Genomic DNA, 15,260 nt, shown 5'->3' on the forward strand with positions numbered 1-15,260 from the left:
TGAGAATCATCACATCAAAAAAACTAAACAGCGCTCCCCGCCAGTACCTGGCTTTAGGGAACGCTGTTTTCGTACATGATAACAAAAAGTTCATTTTATTCTGTCCAAAACGGATCATTAGGAATAAGTATTTAGGCAACCGAATGCATTTATCAAAGCCCTCAAGGGACAACGACGAAGCAAGATATGTAAACAACGGGTGAGCCTGCTCATTACGTACATTCACCTTTTGGAACATGCGGAACGAGACACCATAATTCAGGGTACAAAATGTATGCACACTTCATTGGAAGAGGCTCTATCCACATCAGGATGGTCTGCAAGGTTCGTGTATATATGCGCCTTCGGGCTGGTTAAACCAGCCGAGCCGCCTATACCGGAACATGCAACGCATGTCGTCCGCTAATTGAACTTAATTGGCTGCAGTCTCAAGCACTGGCAGCAAAATTTCAAATACTTGACCATGCTGTAAAATCGTAATCCCACGGGATTTATCCTTCATTACGACCACTTCTGGCTTTTGTGACATACGCTCCAGATAATGCTCAGGTACATCACCGGAATGACTAACCGTGATTCCCTCAAGCTCGCGCTCTTCGTTTTCAGCAAATTCTGTTGTTACAATTTGCTCAAAAATATCAGAGAATGCTTCAAAATTGTCTGTATATACCGAAATGCACTTCATACTCTTCATCCTTTTCTACACATAAATGGTTAAACCCTCTTGTTACCTTTGTGGGTCTTTAAGCTCTACGTTCCTTATCTTTTCTGATAAGAGACGTTTTCATACGTTTCTTGCCTTCCCTGCATACATCAAGCAACGGACACACCTGACATTGAGGGTTTTGAGCTTTACAATGGTAGCGCCCGAAAAAAATGAGCCTGTGGTGGGTCAAAGACCATTCATCCCTAGGAACCCTCTTCATCAGCTTTTTTTCCACCTCAAGCACTGAATCATCCCACCCTGCAAAGCCGAGTCGTTTTGAAACGCGCTCTACATGCGTATCTACCGCAATAGCTGGTACATTAAAAGCAGTAGATACAACGACATTAGCCGTCTTGCGGCCAACACCGGGTAGCTTAACCAGTTGATCGTGCTCCGAAGGTATCTCTCCCCCGTACTGGTCTATTAAAATACGACAGAGGTTATGAATATGCTTGGCCTTGTTTCGGTACAAGCCGATTCTGCGAATATCCTGCTCCAGTTCCTCAAGAGGAACAGCTAGGTAATCCTCAGGTGACTTGTATTTTTGAAACAGGTCTGCCGTTACTTTATTGACCATCTGATCGGAGCATTGAGCAGACAATAACACGGCGATCGTTAATTCAAAAGCATTGTCATGGTTCAACTCACAATGGGCATCCGGAAACATCGTACCGATGGTGTCCAATATATGACGTGCGGTTGCTGCATTCACGGAAATCCTACCTCCTACCAAAAAAAACGTCTTGATACGGGATAGCCCGCATCAAGACGGTCACTCTAAATAATCATCCGGAAAGAAACGAATACTATTTGTGCATGACTGCCTGCATAGGCGAGAAATACACTCCTATATTATCATTATCTGTCACAGATTGCACGTGAAAAGTGTGCAAATTCCCAAGAAATTTTCATAGCGTCTGATCGGTTAGCGACTCATGGGATGATCCAAATCTACATGCCCCATTAAGGACTCTAGAGATTGACCATCTACGAGCAAATCCAGCGTTTTGACTTCCTTGAATTGGAACATCGTTTTCTTCAAGGCATCGATAGCCAATTCCTCGCCGCCAGCTCCCAATCGAGCCTCGTCCGGCAGGGAAATATCAAAAGTCAATGCACCGTTATCCAATTTGATCTTATGCACGGAAATTTTCTCGGACCACAACGGGATTAGAGCAGAATCCCCACTCTTTTGCAGAGCTTCAAACGCTTTTTGCAACTTTTCCAGCTCGCTTGGATAGGTAATTTCCTTTTTCTGTTCTTTCAAGCCATTCTCTTGAGTATCCGTATAGTACACCGTAATCTGTTGTGTTTGTCGATCTCCTGAATTTTCCGTGTCCGTCTTGGTCTTTGTAGGCTCTGTTGACGGAGATGCAGGTGTTTGACTCGCCCCATTATTTTCAGCAGACTGAGCCGATGGATCAGGGGTCGTCTGTTCGGGTGTGCTATTTTGTGCATTAGAAGTTTGTGTTTCCTGAGATGGAGTCGCAGGAGCCGTTGTTTGCTTAGAGGCACACCCTGCACCTGCAATGGCAAACAGTGCCAGCAGACCTGCAATTACGATTTTCTTGTTCATATGTCCCCCTCCTTGCTTGACGTTGACAAGCGATTTGTTGAAGATTTATTTTACGTCGAGATACTCTGTGATTCCATCTGCAATCCCTTGAGCTACCCGGTTTTGAAAATCTTCATCAAACAGTGTGGCTTCCTCTTTTGCATTACTCAGATATCCTACTTCAAGCAATACGGCTGGCATAGTCGTTTCCCGAATTACATGGAAATTGCCATAACGAATGCCGCGGTCTGTTAGGCCCGTCGCAGGTGCAAAGTACTTGTGCATAACGTTGGCGAACGCTTTGCTTGCACTACGCTGGTAATACGTCTCTGTACCGTTGGAAGCTGAGCTACCGCTGCTGTTAGCATGAATGGACACGAACACGTTAGCATTAAGGTTTTCAGCTACTTTTACGCGCTGTTTAAGCTCCAAGAATGTATCATCACTGCGTGTCAGCACAACCTCAAGTTTGGGGTTCTGCTTTAATATGCTTTCTACTTTCAGAGCCATCGCTAAGTTGAAGGTCTTTTCATAGTTTTTTCTCGAAACACCAACTGCTCCAGAATCTTTTGCTCCATGACCAGCATCAATAACAACGACCTTTTTACCATTGCTGTTCGTTGGTGATGTCTGTGTGTCATCCGGCTGTGAGCCATCTGGTAACGTTGCGTCTGGCATGGTATTCACTGAATCTTTGGAAGCCAGATCGACGATAACACGATTCGAGCCATCATTATATGCGGTATAATTCATGGCATGTTTCAAATCAATAACAACGCGCACCGTTGAAGGTTCCTTTTGGAATAAAGCATAACGGATACCGGACACATCCGCTTCATTCTCAATGTCCAGCGAACCATTTAAGCTGCTATCCAGCTTTTGCTGGTCTCCGAAATTGTCAGCAAACGCAGTCGCTGGCAAATCCACCACTACCCGATCAGGGCCTGTCATCGTAAACGCTTTCGGCTTGACGGCACTGGCTGTTGTGATAGTTAAACGGTTTTGGCTGAAACTGATTCCCTGCACCTGTGTAACACCTGAGTTTGCATTATTCGTTGGTGCAGTTACACTTCCAGTACCTGTACTGTTATTTCCGGACTTGGGAGGTGTAAATTCCCCGTTTCCAGACCCGCTACTGCGGGTATATAATTTTACGGACTTGGAGCTGCTGTCCCATTTTACGTCCAGTCCCATTTGCTCGCCGATAAAACGAAGCGGTACAAGGGCATAATTGGAACGCAGCAGAGGCGAAGCATCCAGACTAATGTCGCTTCCATTGACAGTCGCCGTCTTACTTCCGATTATCATTCGGATCAAGGTACTGTCCTTCTCAATCGTTATGGTTCGCGCCTGCTGCTTCCATGTCACGTCATATCCCAAATTTTCAGAAATTACGCGTAGCGGGACCATTGTACTTCCGCCAATTACTTGTGCCTTAGCACCACTAGGGACACTTAACTGTTGATCGTCGAGATAGATTTGTGTTCCACTCGAAGCCGCATGTCCATAACCCGGAACCGCCCACATGAAGACAAATAATAACAACAAAAAACCAAATTTCTTCATTCGTCACCCTTCCATTCATAATTTTTTTGCCACATGCTCCGGTGCGGCGACCTGATATACGCGCTTATGTAATATCAGACAACCTTTTAGACGTTATCTCACACCAAAAGTTGCGAATATATTCCATCATAACAGAAATATACGTGCCAAAGAACTACTTTTGTCGAATTTTGACTAAAAATATAGATCATTTGCTTTCCATCAAAAGTCACAGCCGAAAAAACTAAAAAAGCTACTTTTCACCCCCATGAATTTTCATTAAAAAGGTGGAAAGTAGCTTTTATTGTAAACCTCACTTAGTTAAGTGGTTCCGTTGCTGCTGTGCCTGCTGTTCCGAGATACTCCTTCAACCCATCGACAATACCTTCAGCGATCCTCTCTTGTGTTTCTTCTGTGAACATGGCTGCTTCATTAGATATATTACTAAGGTAGCCACACTCCAGCAATACTGCAGGCATTTGTGATTTTCTCGTCACCACATGGTTTGCCACTTTAATGCCGTTATCCTTGAACTCGGTTGCTGCTACAAGATGCTTGTGCATGATCGTGGCCAGGCTCAAACTTTCCTGACGTGCATAATAGGTTTCTGACCCATTAGCTTTTCCGTTATTAGAAGCTGGCATACTGTTACCATGAATGGAAACAAACACGCTAGCCTGCTGATTATTAGCGAGCTGTGGTCGTTCATCCAGCGTGGGATACGTATCTCCATTACGAGTCAATATGATTTGGATATCGGGATCATTTTGCAGAAGCTGCTCGACCTTTAACGCTACCGCCAATGCAAATTCCTTTTCATGTCGCCCAGTCACACTACCTGCCCCAGGGTCCTTGCCACCATGTCCGGGATCAATTACGACGATTCGCCGTCCTTCGACATTCGTTGGTGTTACCACTGCTGAATTCACACTACGCTCACGCAATTGAAGGGTGATATCACCTAGGCCATTGGTTGAAAGATCGTAATCATGTGTCTGATTTAAAGCAATGACAATGCGTACGCCCCCATCTCGTCCATCTGCGGGAGCAAATCTAATTTCCTGCACATCCTCACTGTCACTATTCGTCAACGCCCGCGTGCCATCGGTGCGAATCGGGAACGGCTGAAGAAAATCAGTCGCCAGTGAAGCCCCGGGTAAATCTACAACAATACGATCATTCCCCGTCATTTTGGATACTTTAGGGGTAACATCTTTATTCAGAGAAATCCTTAACGTTTCACCCTCAAAAGTAATATTTTTTACAATCAACGCATTTGCTGCGGTCTGTTCTGTATTTTGCTGCTTGGTTGGTGAAGATGCAGCTTCAGTATGCTTATCTGCTTCAACTGGGTTTATTGTCGTCGCTGTTGCTGAAGACGTTTTATTGGTGCTTGTTGTACTCCGTGTTGACGTTTGCGACGATGGTTGGGATTGTGACTGTTTATTTGCTTGTTGAGTTGCAGCCTTTTGACTGAGATTTACGGATTTACTTTTATTATTCCAATCTACTTTTAGTCCCATTTGCTCCCCAACAAAACGTAATGGAACCATGGTTGAGCTGCCCCGAAGCACAGGAGGTGCATCCAGACTAACTGTTTTTCCATTCACATCAGCCGATGTACGGCCTACATACATAGACATATCGGTACTATTTTTTTGAATTGAGATTTTATAGGATTGTGGTTCCCACTTGAATTGATATCCAAGCTGCTCCCCAACCACCCTTAGCGGTACCATGATTTTTCCATTGACCATTTCAGGCTTGGCATCTGCAGGCGCTTCCACCCTTTTGCCATCTAAAAACAAATCTGCTCCAGCCGCGTTCACATGAGGGGAGGACGGCCACAACCAAATCAAGATAGCCGCTAGTATCACCCAACCATATTTCTTCATCCTCATTCCCCTAACTTATATATGTATTTTTTGGTGTTTCTCACAGACACAGTCCTTCAACCATTTTACATTTACAATACCATGCTGAGTCGAACCGTCAACCCCTTATTTTCCAATTTATTTTTTGAGCATGATAAAAGCCCGCAGGCAAAAGGATTGCCAGTACGGGCTTTCTGTCTAACAAATGAGCAAGCTATATGGCTTCGTATTGAACCTAAACTGGGAATTATGATTATGCGCCTTGTTTCGCAGCGCGTCTTTGTTCATACGCCAGAATTTCAGATTCATGCTGGAGTGTCAGTCCAATATCGTCCAAGCCTTGCAGCAGGAACTGACGGCGATGTTCATCCAGATCGAATTCAATTTTCAGACCATAGTCGTCTGTGATTGTTTTTTCATTCAGGTCTACGTTCAGTTGGTAGTTATCATGCTGCGCCGTACGCTGGAACAATTCCTCTACTTGCTCTTCAGACAGCTTGATCGGCAATATACCGTTTTTAAAACAGTTATTATAGAAGATATCTGCATAAGACGGAGCAATTACGCAACGAAACCCATAGTCCATAATCGCCCACGGTGCATGCTCACGTGAGGAGCCACAGCCAAAGTTAGCGCGAGAGATCAGCACAGACGCCCCTGCATAACGAGGCTTGTTCGGTTCAAATTCAGGATTGATATTGCCTTCTTCATCAAACCGCCACTCGTAGAACAGAAACTGTCCAAAGCCCGTACGCTCAATTCGTTTCAAAAACTGCTTAGGAATAATAGCGTCTGTGTCCACGTTCACCCGATCCACAGGTGCTACAATTCCTTTTAATGTTGTGAAAGCTTCCATCGTAATTCCTCCCCCTGTATCCTAGCGGACTACTTCTTCCTGCTTGAATTTCCAATCCCGTACATCAACAAAATGCCCATGAATCGCCGCAGCGGCTGCCATTGCTGGAGATACCAGATGAGTCCGTCCTCCGCGTCCCTGACGACCTTCAAAGTTACGATTAGAAGTCGAAGCACAACGCTGTCCCGGTTGCAGCACGTCTGGATTCATCGCAAGACACATACTGCATCCTGCTTCACGCCACTCAAATCCTGCTTCTTTAAAAATGATGTCCAGTCCTTCTTCTTCAGCCTGAATTTTCACACGTCCCGAACCTGGTACGACGATGGCCGTTACTTTGTCAGAAACCTTGTAGCCTTTGGCAACCTCAGCGGCTGCACGCAAATCTTCAATCCGCCCATTAGTGCACGAGCCGATAAACACATAATCAATCGCAATATCCGTGATCGGAGTACCTGGCTTCAAATCCATATATTCAAGCGCTTTCTCAGCCGCTTTACGTTCGTTTTCGGTTGGCAGTTCTGCCGGAATCGGTACGGTTGAGGAAATATCTGTACCCATACCCGGGCTCGTTCCCCAGGTTACTTGAGGAATCAAAGCATCTACGTCAAACTCCAGCACAACATCAAACTCAGCGCCTTCATCTGTGACAAGCTCTTTCCACTCAGCAACCGCTTGCTCGAAAGCGTCTCCTTGTGCTACATGTTGACGTCCACGCAAGTAGTTGAAGGTGGTTTCGTCCGGTGCAATCATTCCTGCCCTGGCTCCGCCTTCTATGGACATGTTACACACAGTCATGCGCTCTTCCATGCTCAATTCGCGAATAGATTCACCTGTATACTCAATAACATAGCCTGTAGCGAAATCTGTACCGTATTTGGCGATGACACCCAAAATCATGTCTTTTGCTGTCACACCAGGTTTGCGGGTACCTACAAAGCGAACTTCCATCGTTTTGGCTTTGGCTTGCTGGAGACATTGTGTTGCCATTACGTGCTCTACCTCACTGGTTCCGATACCAAAAGCGAGTGCTCCGAACGCCCCATGTGTGGAAGTATGGCTATCACCACAAACAATCGTTTTGCCCGGATGAGTCAGACCAAGTTCAGGCCCCATAACGTGAACGACACCCTGATCCACCGTATCCAAATCATACAGTGTGACACCGAAATCACGGCAATTTTGAGTTAATGTATCAATTTGCTGCTTGGAAATCGGGTCCGTAATATTGTAACGGTCCTTAGTCGGTACGTTATGATCCATCGTTGCAAACGTAAGCTCTGGACGACGTACCTGACGGCCGCTAAGACGTAATCCCTCAAACGCCTGTGGCGATGTTACCTCATGTACGAGGTGAAGATCGATGTACAAAATACTCGGCTTACCTGCTTCCTGATAGATGACATGGTTATCCCAAATTTTCTCGAACATAGTCTTTTTACTCATCATTATTCACCCCTGTGTTTTTCGAACCTAGTGGAGAGAAGCTGAGCGGCTCTCTCTTGAATGTCAACAATATACCACGGGATGTCTGATTGGTCTAAGATATGATATCTATAGAAGTGATAGGTTAAGGCTATAAGAATAGATGAGGTGAATATAGGCGGTTCCTTGCACTGATTTCTATCAGCTCTTAATAGTAAAAACAGTCCACTTATTTCAGCCGCTCCGGCGTGGATCAGGCGTAGTTAAGGGGTTATTCCCCTACCCACTCCGGAAAAGCGGCTGAAGGTCATTCTGTTGTTTTCAAAACGTTGTTGTTTCACCAACTTCTTTAAGGTCGGGGACGGGTCGAACGGCGAACCTTATACATTCCTCAGGAGCTAATGTGGCTGCTGGTGGAGCTTAAGAATCTTTATAAATGAATTAATTTCAAGATGATTACCAGCAAAATGAACAGTGCCAAGACAGCAGCTATCGACGTCCAAACTCTTCCGGTGATTCCCGCGTAGTCTCTTTTCATTTCCCCCACACGTAACGCCTCCTTTATTTTAGGGTACTATACTCCATAGGCTATGCGAGGTCTTGATTAAAGGAAGGGCTTCTTAACAAAAAATGCTTAGTCAATCCAGTACCAGCCTGTCTGCTCTCAACCAAGCGATAAAGTCATTGACCTCTTTCATGCTTAAGTCAAATTCCTTGTCCAAACCGGTAGTCATGGTCAATACCATGATTGCGCGATTACCTGAGAGTTGCTCAGGGTCAGTTTGACCTCCTCCTTGTGGAGTGACAGAGGCTTCATTATTTTACTGTATATATTTGGAAGTATATTCCTCGAAATGTGTCTAAACATAAACCTGCCAATCTATAAATACAATTTAAATATTTGCATATTTATCTAACTGATGACTTACCCAAGATCGATCCTACTCCCCTGTTATTACTTGGAATTATATTAAATCTTCTCAATACTATATTATGAGGCGTGGCGAAGTATCCACGCTGGATTGCTTATGAATTTGAAAGTCCTGTAGTTGTCAACAAATATGTGTTGGCTCCACGTAGATCTAGTTTAACCGAATCGCCAAAAGATTGGATGTTCGAAGGGTCGGACGGTGTTTCACGGGTCATTCTCGATACACAAAAAAATATTACTAACTGGAAAGAAAAAGAGAAAAAAGAATTTCATTTACCAATGAAACAAAATATAAAAAATACCGTTTGAACATCACTAGTAATAATGGTAATTCTCTATTTTCACTTGGAGCCTTCGAGATGTACAATAATTTGCCGGTAACACCAACACCAGATCCGTCTACAACACCTGGTTCGTCCGATACAGATGAGGCCTCTCAAGCAACTGGTGACCGCGCTATTCTTACTGTAACCATGGGTAATGGGTTTGATAAAGAATTCGATCTGAGTAAAAAAGAATTGAATGCTTTCACCGCTTGGTATGACGCAAAGGATACTGGTAGAGGTCCTTCATTCTTTGCCATTGATAAGCACAATAACAACAAGGGACCATTCAGCAACCGTAAAGACTACGTAATATTCAACAAAATCCTTACGTTGAAGTAAGTGAGTATTCAACTAAATAATAAACACCAAAGGACTCCATACTGGTTACATACCAGCGGAGTCCTTATTCACATCCACTCTAAATTCAAACTGATCAATGAAAAAAAGCTCTACCGAACAATTAAGGGGATTAATTCACTTGTTGGCTTGAACAAACGCATAATTAGCCCTCCTCACCAAACGGCTAGAAGGACAGTTGTATAGCTAGGATAACTTAGAGATTTCCAGGCTGTGAATCAGCTACCCCCCATGTTTCCCCATTAACTTTATAGTCGCTGCCTCTCCACTGAAGTATGTAGTCTCCAGAACGCAAACCGTCGCTGAAACCTTGGTCAGTAGATTTCCAAGTCACTGTGTCGTGAGGAGCGATTACTAATCCTTCAATATATAGTTTGTTTGAACCGCTGTGAGTTAAACTTACCTTTACTGGATGATCAGAGTGATTCTTCATACGAAGTTTAACATGACCCCATCCTTTAGGGACACTAAAGGATTCTTTTACAGTTGCGCTTCCCCCCGATCTTTGATTAATTATGGTGTTTTTGCTAGTTATACTTGGTGAAGCTGAAGCAGCACCTACCGTAGTTGCTATAGCTAAAGATAAAATCGAGAACAGAAATATTCTTTTCTTCATCCTTTTCCTCTCCTATTTTTTGTTATGGTCTACCTTTAAGGCTACCGATTACAATTTGGTAGGTTCTTTAAGATCTACTCTAAATTCAAACTGCTTACGAAAGAAATACGACTCGTTAATCTTAATTGCATCAGGCGAAAACTTTTCCACTACTCCGCCGTAGTCAACGACCGTTATCAACTCATTGCTCAACGGCTGTACTACATATACTCTTACCTGGCCTAACGCATCTGCAAAAAGTTCTATATCCGACTTTGACACTCTATATGTATAGTTCATGCTGATCACTTCAGAAATAGTATTCGAGTAAATCGTGTGGTAATTCCTACACTGAAGAAAGCTCTGCCAACCATAAGGTTAGCAGAGCTTTTTCTTTAAAATCCTCCAATGGTAACGTTAGGCTGAATACTATGGTGGTGGTTAAAGGCTTGGTCCGGCATAGTAACAATAAACAAAAAGCTAGCCGCGATGACTAAAAGTACCATTTTTTTGAACATTGTTTTCCCACACCCTTTCAATAAAATTGAAATACTCAGCTTTAGTTTCAGGAACTGCATGGGCTTGAAAACGAACAAACAACCCCATACAGTTTATAAAGTAAGTTTCATTATTTATTATATGTGACTTTACCATTGCATTCATCAAATATTTAAAGCCATCAATGTACTTCCCTCGGTATAAATAATAAAAACCTAACTCGTAACCAAACCACGCGATATAATCCGGTATCACTTGTCGGGTATACATATCATCTGATGATGGTTGTTGTGAAAAAGTCGCAATTAGCGTTTCAAATCGTTTGAGTATATCGTCTACATCTATGCTAAACTGGTTTGCTGCGATTATAACATTCAGCAGTTTTGAAAGCTTTTCATTCTCGTTAGCGGCTGATGTTGTAGCAATATATTCAACATAATCGTTCAGCAGGCTTATTTCTCCTGACAACAGCTTATATACGTAAGTATTTCCTACCGCCCAGTGACTGAACAGGTTTACCCAGTGTTTTGTGTCCTCGTCATCCTCTTTAACCCAGTCTAAATCCGCATAGGCGTATGTATATTGTAGAGCTTGTTGATAATCGCCTTGAGCTTCACAAACACTAGCACACAACAGGTCAGCATAAGCAATGTATCCAAATAATGGCCCTCTTGTTCTCTTTTCATCATCTAGAAACTTTCGTTTTTCTTGGTGTTGTAAACTATACTGGATTTCCGCTTTAGCTCTCATTTGCCTTGCCATTTCGTCTACCTTGTCCCATTTACGTAATGACCTATATACGTTTGCCAAATCCTTCAATGCGTCAAGCTGATCTATTTCATCCAAACGCTCGACATAAGGCTCAAACAGTATAGCTGCCTTCATATTCCGACTTTGATCATCTCCAATTTGAATCGTAAATATTCGATATTGACAGACTGCCAGACGTTCAGAATGTTGGTACTTCTCTGCTTCTGCTACACTCTCATAGAGCAGCAGCGCCGCAGCATGGCGTCCTTGAGCGAATAGGGTTTCTGCAATGTCAAACAGTTTGGGCGAATAAAGTAGATTGTCCATGATGGCTCCTACCACTCGACGGATCGCATCCAACTTGTCCAACTCCGCACAACGATACAAAAATGGCTCGATTCGTCTCATATTCGGGGGCGTGTCGATGATGTAGTTTTCTATAAATAAGTCGTAAAAGTGGCCTTCCGGTAAACCCATCGCCTCAGTAATTAGATCAAGCTGGTTAACAGACATAGGCTTGTTTCCTGTCACAATGGCACTTAGCGCCCCCCTATTCATGCCTGCAACTTGCCCAAATTGCGATAGACTCAAACCTTCTTGTTTTAAATATCCGTCTAATTCTGCTCTAATCGTAGGTGTATGCTTCATGTCATATCCACCCTTCATACAGAAATTCCAAAACTTTTATATTATTGCATTCTATTGTTGTCCATAATTTAACAGTTGTCAATAACCTTTATTTCTTTTGCATTTTATTAAAGAACTTCGGCATAATCGGTGGCATGAAATGACGTAAAGAACACTCTCCGCAGCCTATACCCATCTTAAAAAATATTAAATATATTCATATATGCCATAAAAAGGTTGAAAATATTAGTAGATTCCTTTACGCTGGCTTTGTATTTACAAATATTTCAAGGAGGCGTTTTGTTTGAAAGTAAAATTTCTACCACAAGCTTTTCTAGCTGCAACGCTACTCATTTCTTTTGGGGTCGCCTATCCAGCTACCTCCAATGCCGAAAAAGGAGATAAAATCCCTGACCGCATGTTAGCGGGTACCATCATTCAATACGATGAGAACAATAACATGGTTGTATTGGAAAAAGGAACTCCGGTACCTGAACAGCAAAAATCTAAAGCTGCTATTGCTCCACTGACTGCTGAACAACAGGCTGAGCTAGAAAAAGAAAAACAACAGGATAAAGAGATCGATGAAGCAACCAAATCACTACCGGTATATCATATTGATAACCCTGACCCTCAGCCTGGTTTAAAAGTAATTTATGATGGCGAAGGTTTTATCAAAGATATTATCTTGCCTGATCAAAAAGAAAATGCGATTACTACTAATAATGTTTCACTTCAAGCATTACCACGCGGTACACGCAAATCACCTGGGACTTATACATATGGAGATCATGATAATGAAATTAAAATTAACGGAACATCTAGTGGCTATGTTCGAGGCACAGGGAGAGGAACAAACTTCACAGACACGTATGGGGAAAATTCCAATAGACTCCAAAGAGGTGACTGTGCAACAAAAGGAGCCATTGATAATCCCGACTTCGGGACAGAAATTCGGGTAAGGAATTATGATAATAATGCCGTAGCTAATTTTTATAAAGCTGATAACGGGAGTCTTCCAGATGCAGTCATTGATATTTGGAAAACGGGTGTAGAGAAGTTAGGTTTAGAATGGCATTCGTACGTCTCATTTTCAGCAAGATATTCCTATGATTTTTAAGATCTTTATACCAAAAAAGGATAGGATCTCGCGTCCTATCCTTTCCCTTTTCGTTATCATCTTCAGTTTGATTCATCACTTATCTCAGAAAGGATGCTTCGTGTTGAGAACAAGTAGCTACAAATTTTTTAGATTCTTTATACTTTCCCTGCTCGTGCCAGCTTTATTGTCATCCTGCTCTCCCTCTTTTACCCCACCAGCAGAATCATCTGTACCCAAAAAGGCCCAATCAAATGAAAAAGTAGTGTCGGCCGGGAAAGGCCAGTATCTATCCATGACTTATACAGAGTATGTGAATGGGAAGAAATCAGATCAAGGCATGGTTATGCGAGTTATGACATACGACTTAAACAGCAAAAAATTGACCAAGCTGGCCGATGTTCCTTATACCTCTCAATACCCGCTTTCTGTAGTGTCCTTGCCTGATCACAAAATTTATTACTCTGCCGATGTTGGTGATAAGGGAGACCAATTATTTTCGTATGACTTGAATACCAAAAAAATCGAACAGCTTACCGATAATTTGTTTGCCATCAATCGTATCGTACCAACTACTCCAGATGGCCCACTCGTTCTGGTTGCGGTCAAAAAAGGAGAACGTATACTTAAAACTATTTTCTACAATAAAACAACGCACGCCATGAAATTTATGCATGATGAAAACCAAGATAATATCACTTGGTCTATAGCCTATAATTCAGAAAAAAATACAATTTACAATTCACAGTATTCGGAGAGGGAGCGAGATAAACAAGGTGACATCTCAGACCGAACACAGACCATTATGGTCCCCCCGGACAACAAGGTTACAGAAATCAATAACGTTACCAAGCAAGAGCGTTCTATCGTCACACTAAAAAAAGAGAAAATAACTTCAATGTCCAGCAGTAATGATAAGCTGCTCCTCATAACCACTCGTTTCATTAATCACGGCAATCCCGAGTATAGTCTGGTTGATATTGCAACAGGTAAACGTACCAAAATAAAGTTGCCCTTTTTATCCCGCCAATTTGTCTATATGTCCCCGGATGGCAAGGGGGTCTATTATTTGGGCAGCACTTCTCAGAAAAATCAGGCAGAAAGACGCGGCGTATATTATTATGATTTCACATCGAAAATTCAAACCCCCATTTTCATACAAGAAGAGGGTTTTATCCATAACTTCATACTGCTGAACAAGTAATCATTCTGTTGAACTATGCCAAAAAGCCGGAAAGAAGCAAGTTTACGCTATCTTTCCGGCTTTCCTTATCTGTTTAGTGTTTACTTTGTAACTATAGCCGTATTAGTCTTGCTCCGTAGCAGGCGCTTGTACTGATTCTGTTGGTTCTTGAATAGACTCAGTTGCTGTCTGAACCTGACCGGATGATACCTCTGCTGTAGCCTGAGCCAAAAAATCATTAAGCTTCGCGGCAAGACCCGATACAGCTTCCTTAGCTGCTGCCCGTGTTGCCTCCTCGTTTGGCTGTGCGTCAGTAGCGAGTGCCACTTTTGTTTTGGCCTTATACTCCAGATATGCCTTCTCAATCGCGGATTTTAACTCTACTTGGGATACTACGATACCTTGACTGGAAAGAGTAAGTGAAGCATACTGCAAAGCCTCCTGAAGCTTACGTTCTCCTCCAGCTTCTTTAAATGCTGTTTGAGCAAAAGCAAAGCCCTCCCCAGCAATTTTATGGATTATTTCCCTCTGTGCCGCCGTAGTACGCGCTTCTAGCCACACGTTAACCTTAGTTTTGAGTTTTGTTCAGACCTCCTAAAACAAACGCTGTAAGCACACCCACAGCGGCTGTGGCGATGGTATTTACGTAAGGTTGCACAGTTTCGATAATTGATTGCATGATTACTTTTCCCCTTTCGTTTTCAACGATGCGATTTTATTTTTTGAATCCCAGGACACTACTGCCCGTAAGCTTCTGCAATTGGCTTGAGTTGCACATAAGCCGTATCGTCTACAAGTTGGACAGTTTGCAGCTTGGCTCTGTTTAAATACGCTTCCTTACGGGTGTTGTCCCAGTGATAAGAAAAGCCCAATACATCTGCCAAAGACCGCAACGGTACATAAGTTCTGGAGCCATGTAGAAGTGCTCTCCCC

The 15,260-nt window shown here is 43.0% G+C and carries 13 protein-coding genes and 2 pseudogenes; 4 read left to right on the plus strand and 11 right to left on the minus strand.

What is annotated here, in order from left to right; translation table 11 throughout:
- Nucleotides 1-412: 412 nt before the first annotated feature.
- From MKX46_RS04065 to MKX46_RS04100, 8 genes and pseudogenes are all read right to left on the minus strand, one after another.
- Nucleotides 413-685, minus strand: a complete 273-nt coding sequence (locus tag MKX46_RS04065) for a hypothetical protein (protein WP_013310628.1) — start codon at nucleotides 683-685, stop codon at nucleotides 413-415.
- 58 nt (nucleotides 686-743) lie between these two features.
- Nucleotides 744-1,418, minus strand: coding sequence for an endonuclease III (gene nth / locus MKX46_RS04070; protein ID WP_029514969.1), 675 nt, complete (start codon nucleotides 1,416-1,418; stop codon nucleotides 744-746).
- Between the two features lie 213 nt (nucleotides 1,419-1,631).
- Nucleotides 1,632-2,282, minus strand: a complete 651-nt coding sequence (locus tag MKX46_RS04075; RefSeq protein ID WP_029514971.1) for a GerMN domain-containing protein — start codon at nucleotides 2,280-2,282, stop codon at nucleotides 1,632-1,634.
- A 45-nt stretch (nucleotides 2,283-2,327) separates the two neighbouring features.
- Nucleotides 2,328-3,827 (minus strand): N-acetylmuramoyl-L-alanine amidase family protein, encoded by a 1,500-nt coding sequence (locus tag MKX46_RS04080; protein ID WP_029514972.1) that lies wholly within the window; start codon nucleotides 3,825-3,827, stop codon nucleotides 2,328-2,330.
- A 296-nt stretch (nucleotides 3,828-4,123) separates the two neighbouring features.
- Nucleotides 4,124-5,701 carry an N-acetylmuramoyl-L-alanine amidase family protein gene (locus MKX46_RS04085; protein WP_341070938.1) on the minus strand — a complete coding sequence of 526 codons (1,578 nt, stop codon included), beginning with the start codon at nucleotides 5,699-5,701 and terminating at the stop codon, nucleotides 4,124-4,126.
- Nucleotides 5,702-5,933: 232 nt separating this feature from the next.
- Nucleotides 5,934-6,536 (minus strand): 3-isopropylmalate dehydratase small subunit, encoded by a 603-nt coding sequence (gene leuD / locus MKX46_RS04090; protein WP_165146838.1) that lies wholly within the window; start codon nucleotides 6,534-6,536, stop codon nucleotides 5,934-5,936.
- Between the two features lie 21 nt (nucleotides 6,537-6,557).
- Nucleotides 6,558-7,982, minus strand: a complete 1,425-nt coding sequence (gene leuC, locus MKX46_RS04095; RefSeq protein WP_029514977.1) for a 3-isopropylmalate dehydratase large subunit — start codon at nucleotides 7,980-7,982, stop codon at nucleotides 6,558-6,560.
- Nucleotides 7,983-8,603: 621 nt separating this feature from the next.
- Nucleotides 8,604-8,722, minus strand: a pseudogene (locus MKX46_RS04100) (fibronectin type III domain-containing protein); the annotation flags it as partial.
- Between the two features lie 239 nt (nucleotides 8,723-8,961).
- Between MKX46_RS04100 and MKX46_RS04105 the strand changes: the two are divergent.
- Complete coding sequence (locus MKX46_RS04105; RefSeq protein WP_029514978.1) at nucleotides 8,962-9,201, plus strand: hypothetical protein; 240 nt, start codon at nucleotides 8,962-8,964, stop codon at nucleotides 9,199-9,201.
- A gap of 77 nt (nucleotides 9,202-9,278) precedes the next feature.
- A pseudogene (locus MKX46_RS04110) lies at nucleotides 9,279-9,577 on the plus strand (SPRY domain-containing protein); the annotation flags it as partial.
- Between the two features lie 194 nt (nucleotides 9,578-9,771).
- Here the strand turns inward: MKX46_RS04110 and MKX46_RS04115 are convergent.
- The gene (locus MKX46_RS04115; RefSeq protein ID WP_069010667.1) at nucleotides 9,772-10,191 is read right to left on the minus strand and encodes a hypothetical protein; all 420 of its coding nucleotides are present in this window, start codon (nucleotides 10,189-10,191) and stop codon (nucleotides 9,772-9,774) included.
- Nucleotides 10,192-10,650: 459 nt separating this feature from the next.
- The gene (locus MKX46_RS04120; protein WP_039271170.1) at nucleotides 10,651-12,066 is read right to left on the minus strand and encodes a helix-turn-helix transcriptional regulator; all 1,416 of its coding nucleotides are present in this window, start codon (nucleotides 12,064-12,066) and stop codon (nucleotides 10,651-10,653) included.
- Nucleotides 12,067-12,349: 283 nt separating this feature from the next.
- Here MKX46_RS04120 and MKX46_RS04125 point away from each other — a divergent pair, with 283 nt between their 5' ends.
- Nucleotides 12,350-13,165, plus strand: coding sequence for a hypothetical protein (locus MKX46_RS04125; RefSeq protein ID WP_245231627.1), 816 nt, complete (start codon nucleotides 12,350-12,352; stop codon nucleotides 13,163-13,165).
- A gap of 103 nt (nucleotides 13,166-13,268) precedes the next feature.
- The gene (locus tag MKX46_RS04130; RefSeq protein ID WP_341070939.1) at nucleotides 13,269-14,348 is read left to right on the plus strand and encodes a hypothetical protein; all 1,080 of its coding nucleotides are present in this window, start codon (nucleotides 13,269-13,271) and stop codon (nucleotides 14,346-14,348) included.
- A 102-nt stretch (nucleotides 14,349-14,450) separates the two neighbouring features.
- Here the strand turns inward: MKX46_RS04130 and MKX46_RS04135 are convergent, their stop codons facing one another.
- A complete protein-coding gene (locus MKX46_RS04135; RefSeq protein ID WP_069010183.1) occupies nucleotides 14,451-14,888 on the minus strand; it encodes a phage holin, LLH family in 438 nt (145 codons plus the stop codon).
- Nucleotides 14,889-15,260 lie beyond the last annotated feature (372 nt).

This window comes from Paenibacillus sp. FSL P4-0113 (assembly GCF_038009305.1).
Classification (GTDB): Bacteria; Bacillota; Bacilli; order Paenibacillales; family Paenibacillaceae; genus Paenibacillus; species Paenibacillus polymyxa_D.

Excerpts from the sequence above, each read along its gene's own strand:
- MKX46_RS04065 (WP_013310628.1), bottom strand. The coding sequence starts at position 685 with ATGAAGTGCATTTCGGTATATACAGACAATTTTGAAGCATTCTCTGAT.
- MKX46_RS04075 (WP_029514971.1), bottom strand. The coding sequence starts at position 2,282 with ATGAACAAGAAAATCGTAATTGCAGGTCTGCTGGCACTGTTTGCCATT.
- MKX46_RS04080 (WP_029514972.1), bottom strand. The coding sequence starts at position 3,827 with ATGAAGAAATTTGGTTTTTTGTTGTTATTATTTGTCTTCATGTGGGCG.
- MKX46_RS04085 (WP_341070938.1), bottom strand. The coding sequence starts at position 5,701 with ATGAAGAAATATGGTTGGGTGATACTAGCGGCTATCTTGATTTGGTTG.
- leuD (WP_165146838.1), bottom strand. The coding sequence starts at position 6,536 with ATGGAAGCTTTCACAACATTAAAAGGAATTGTAGCACCTGTGGATCGG.
- leuC (WP_029514977.1), bottom strand. The coding sequence starts at position 7,982 with ATGAGTAAAAAGACTATGTTCGAGAAAATTTGGGATAACCATGTCATC.
- MKX46_RS04115 (WP_069010667.1), bottom strand. The coding sequence starts at position 10,191 with ATGAAGAAAAGAATATTTCTGTTCTCGATTTTATCTTTAGCTATAGCA.
- MKX46_RS04120 (WP_039271170.1), bottom strand. The coding sequence starts at position 12,066 with ATGAAGCATACACCTACGATTAGAGCAGAATTAGACGGATATTTAAAA.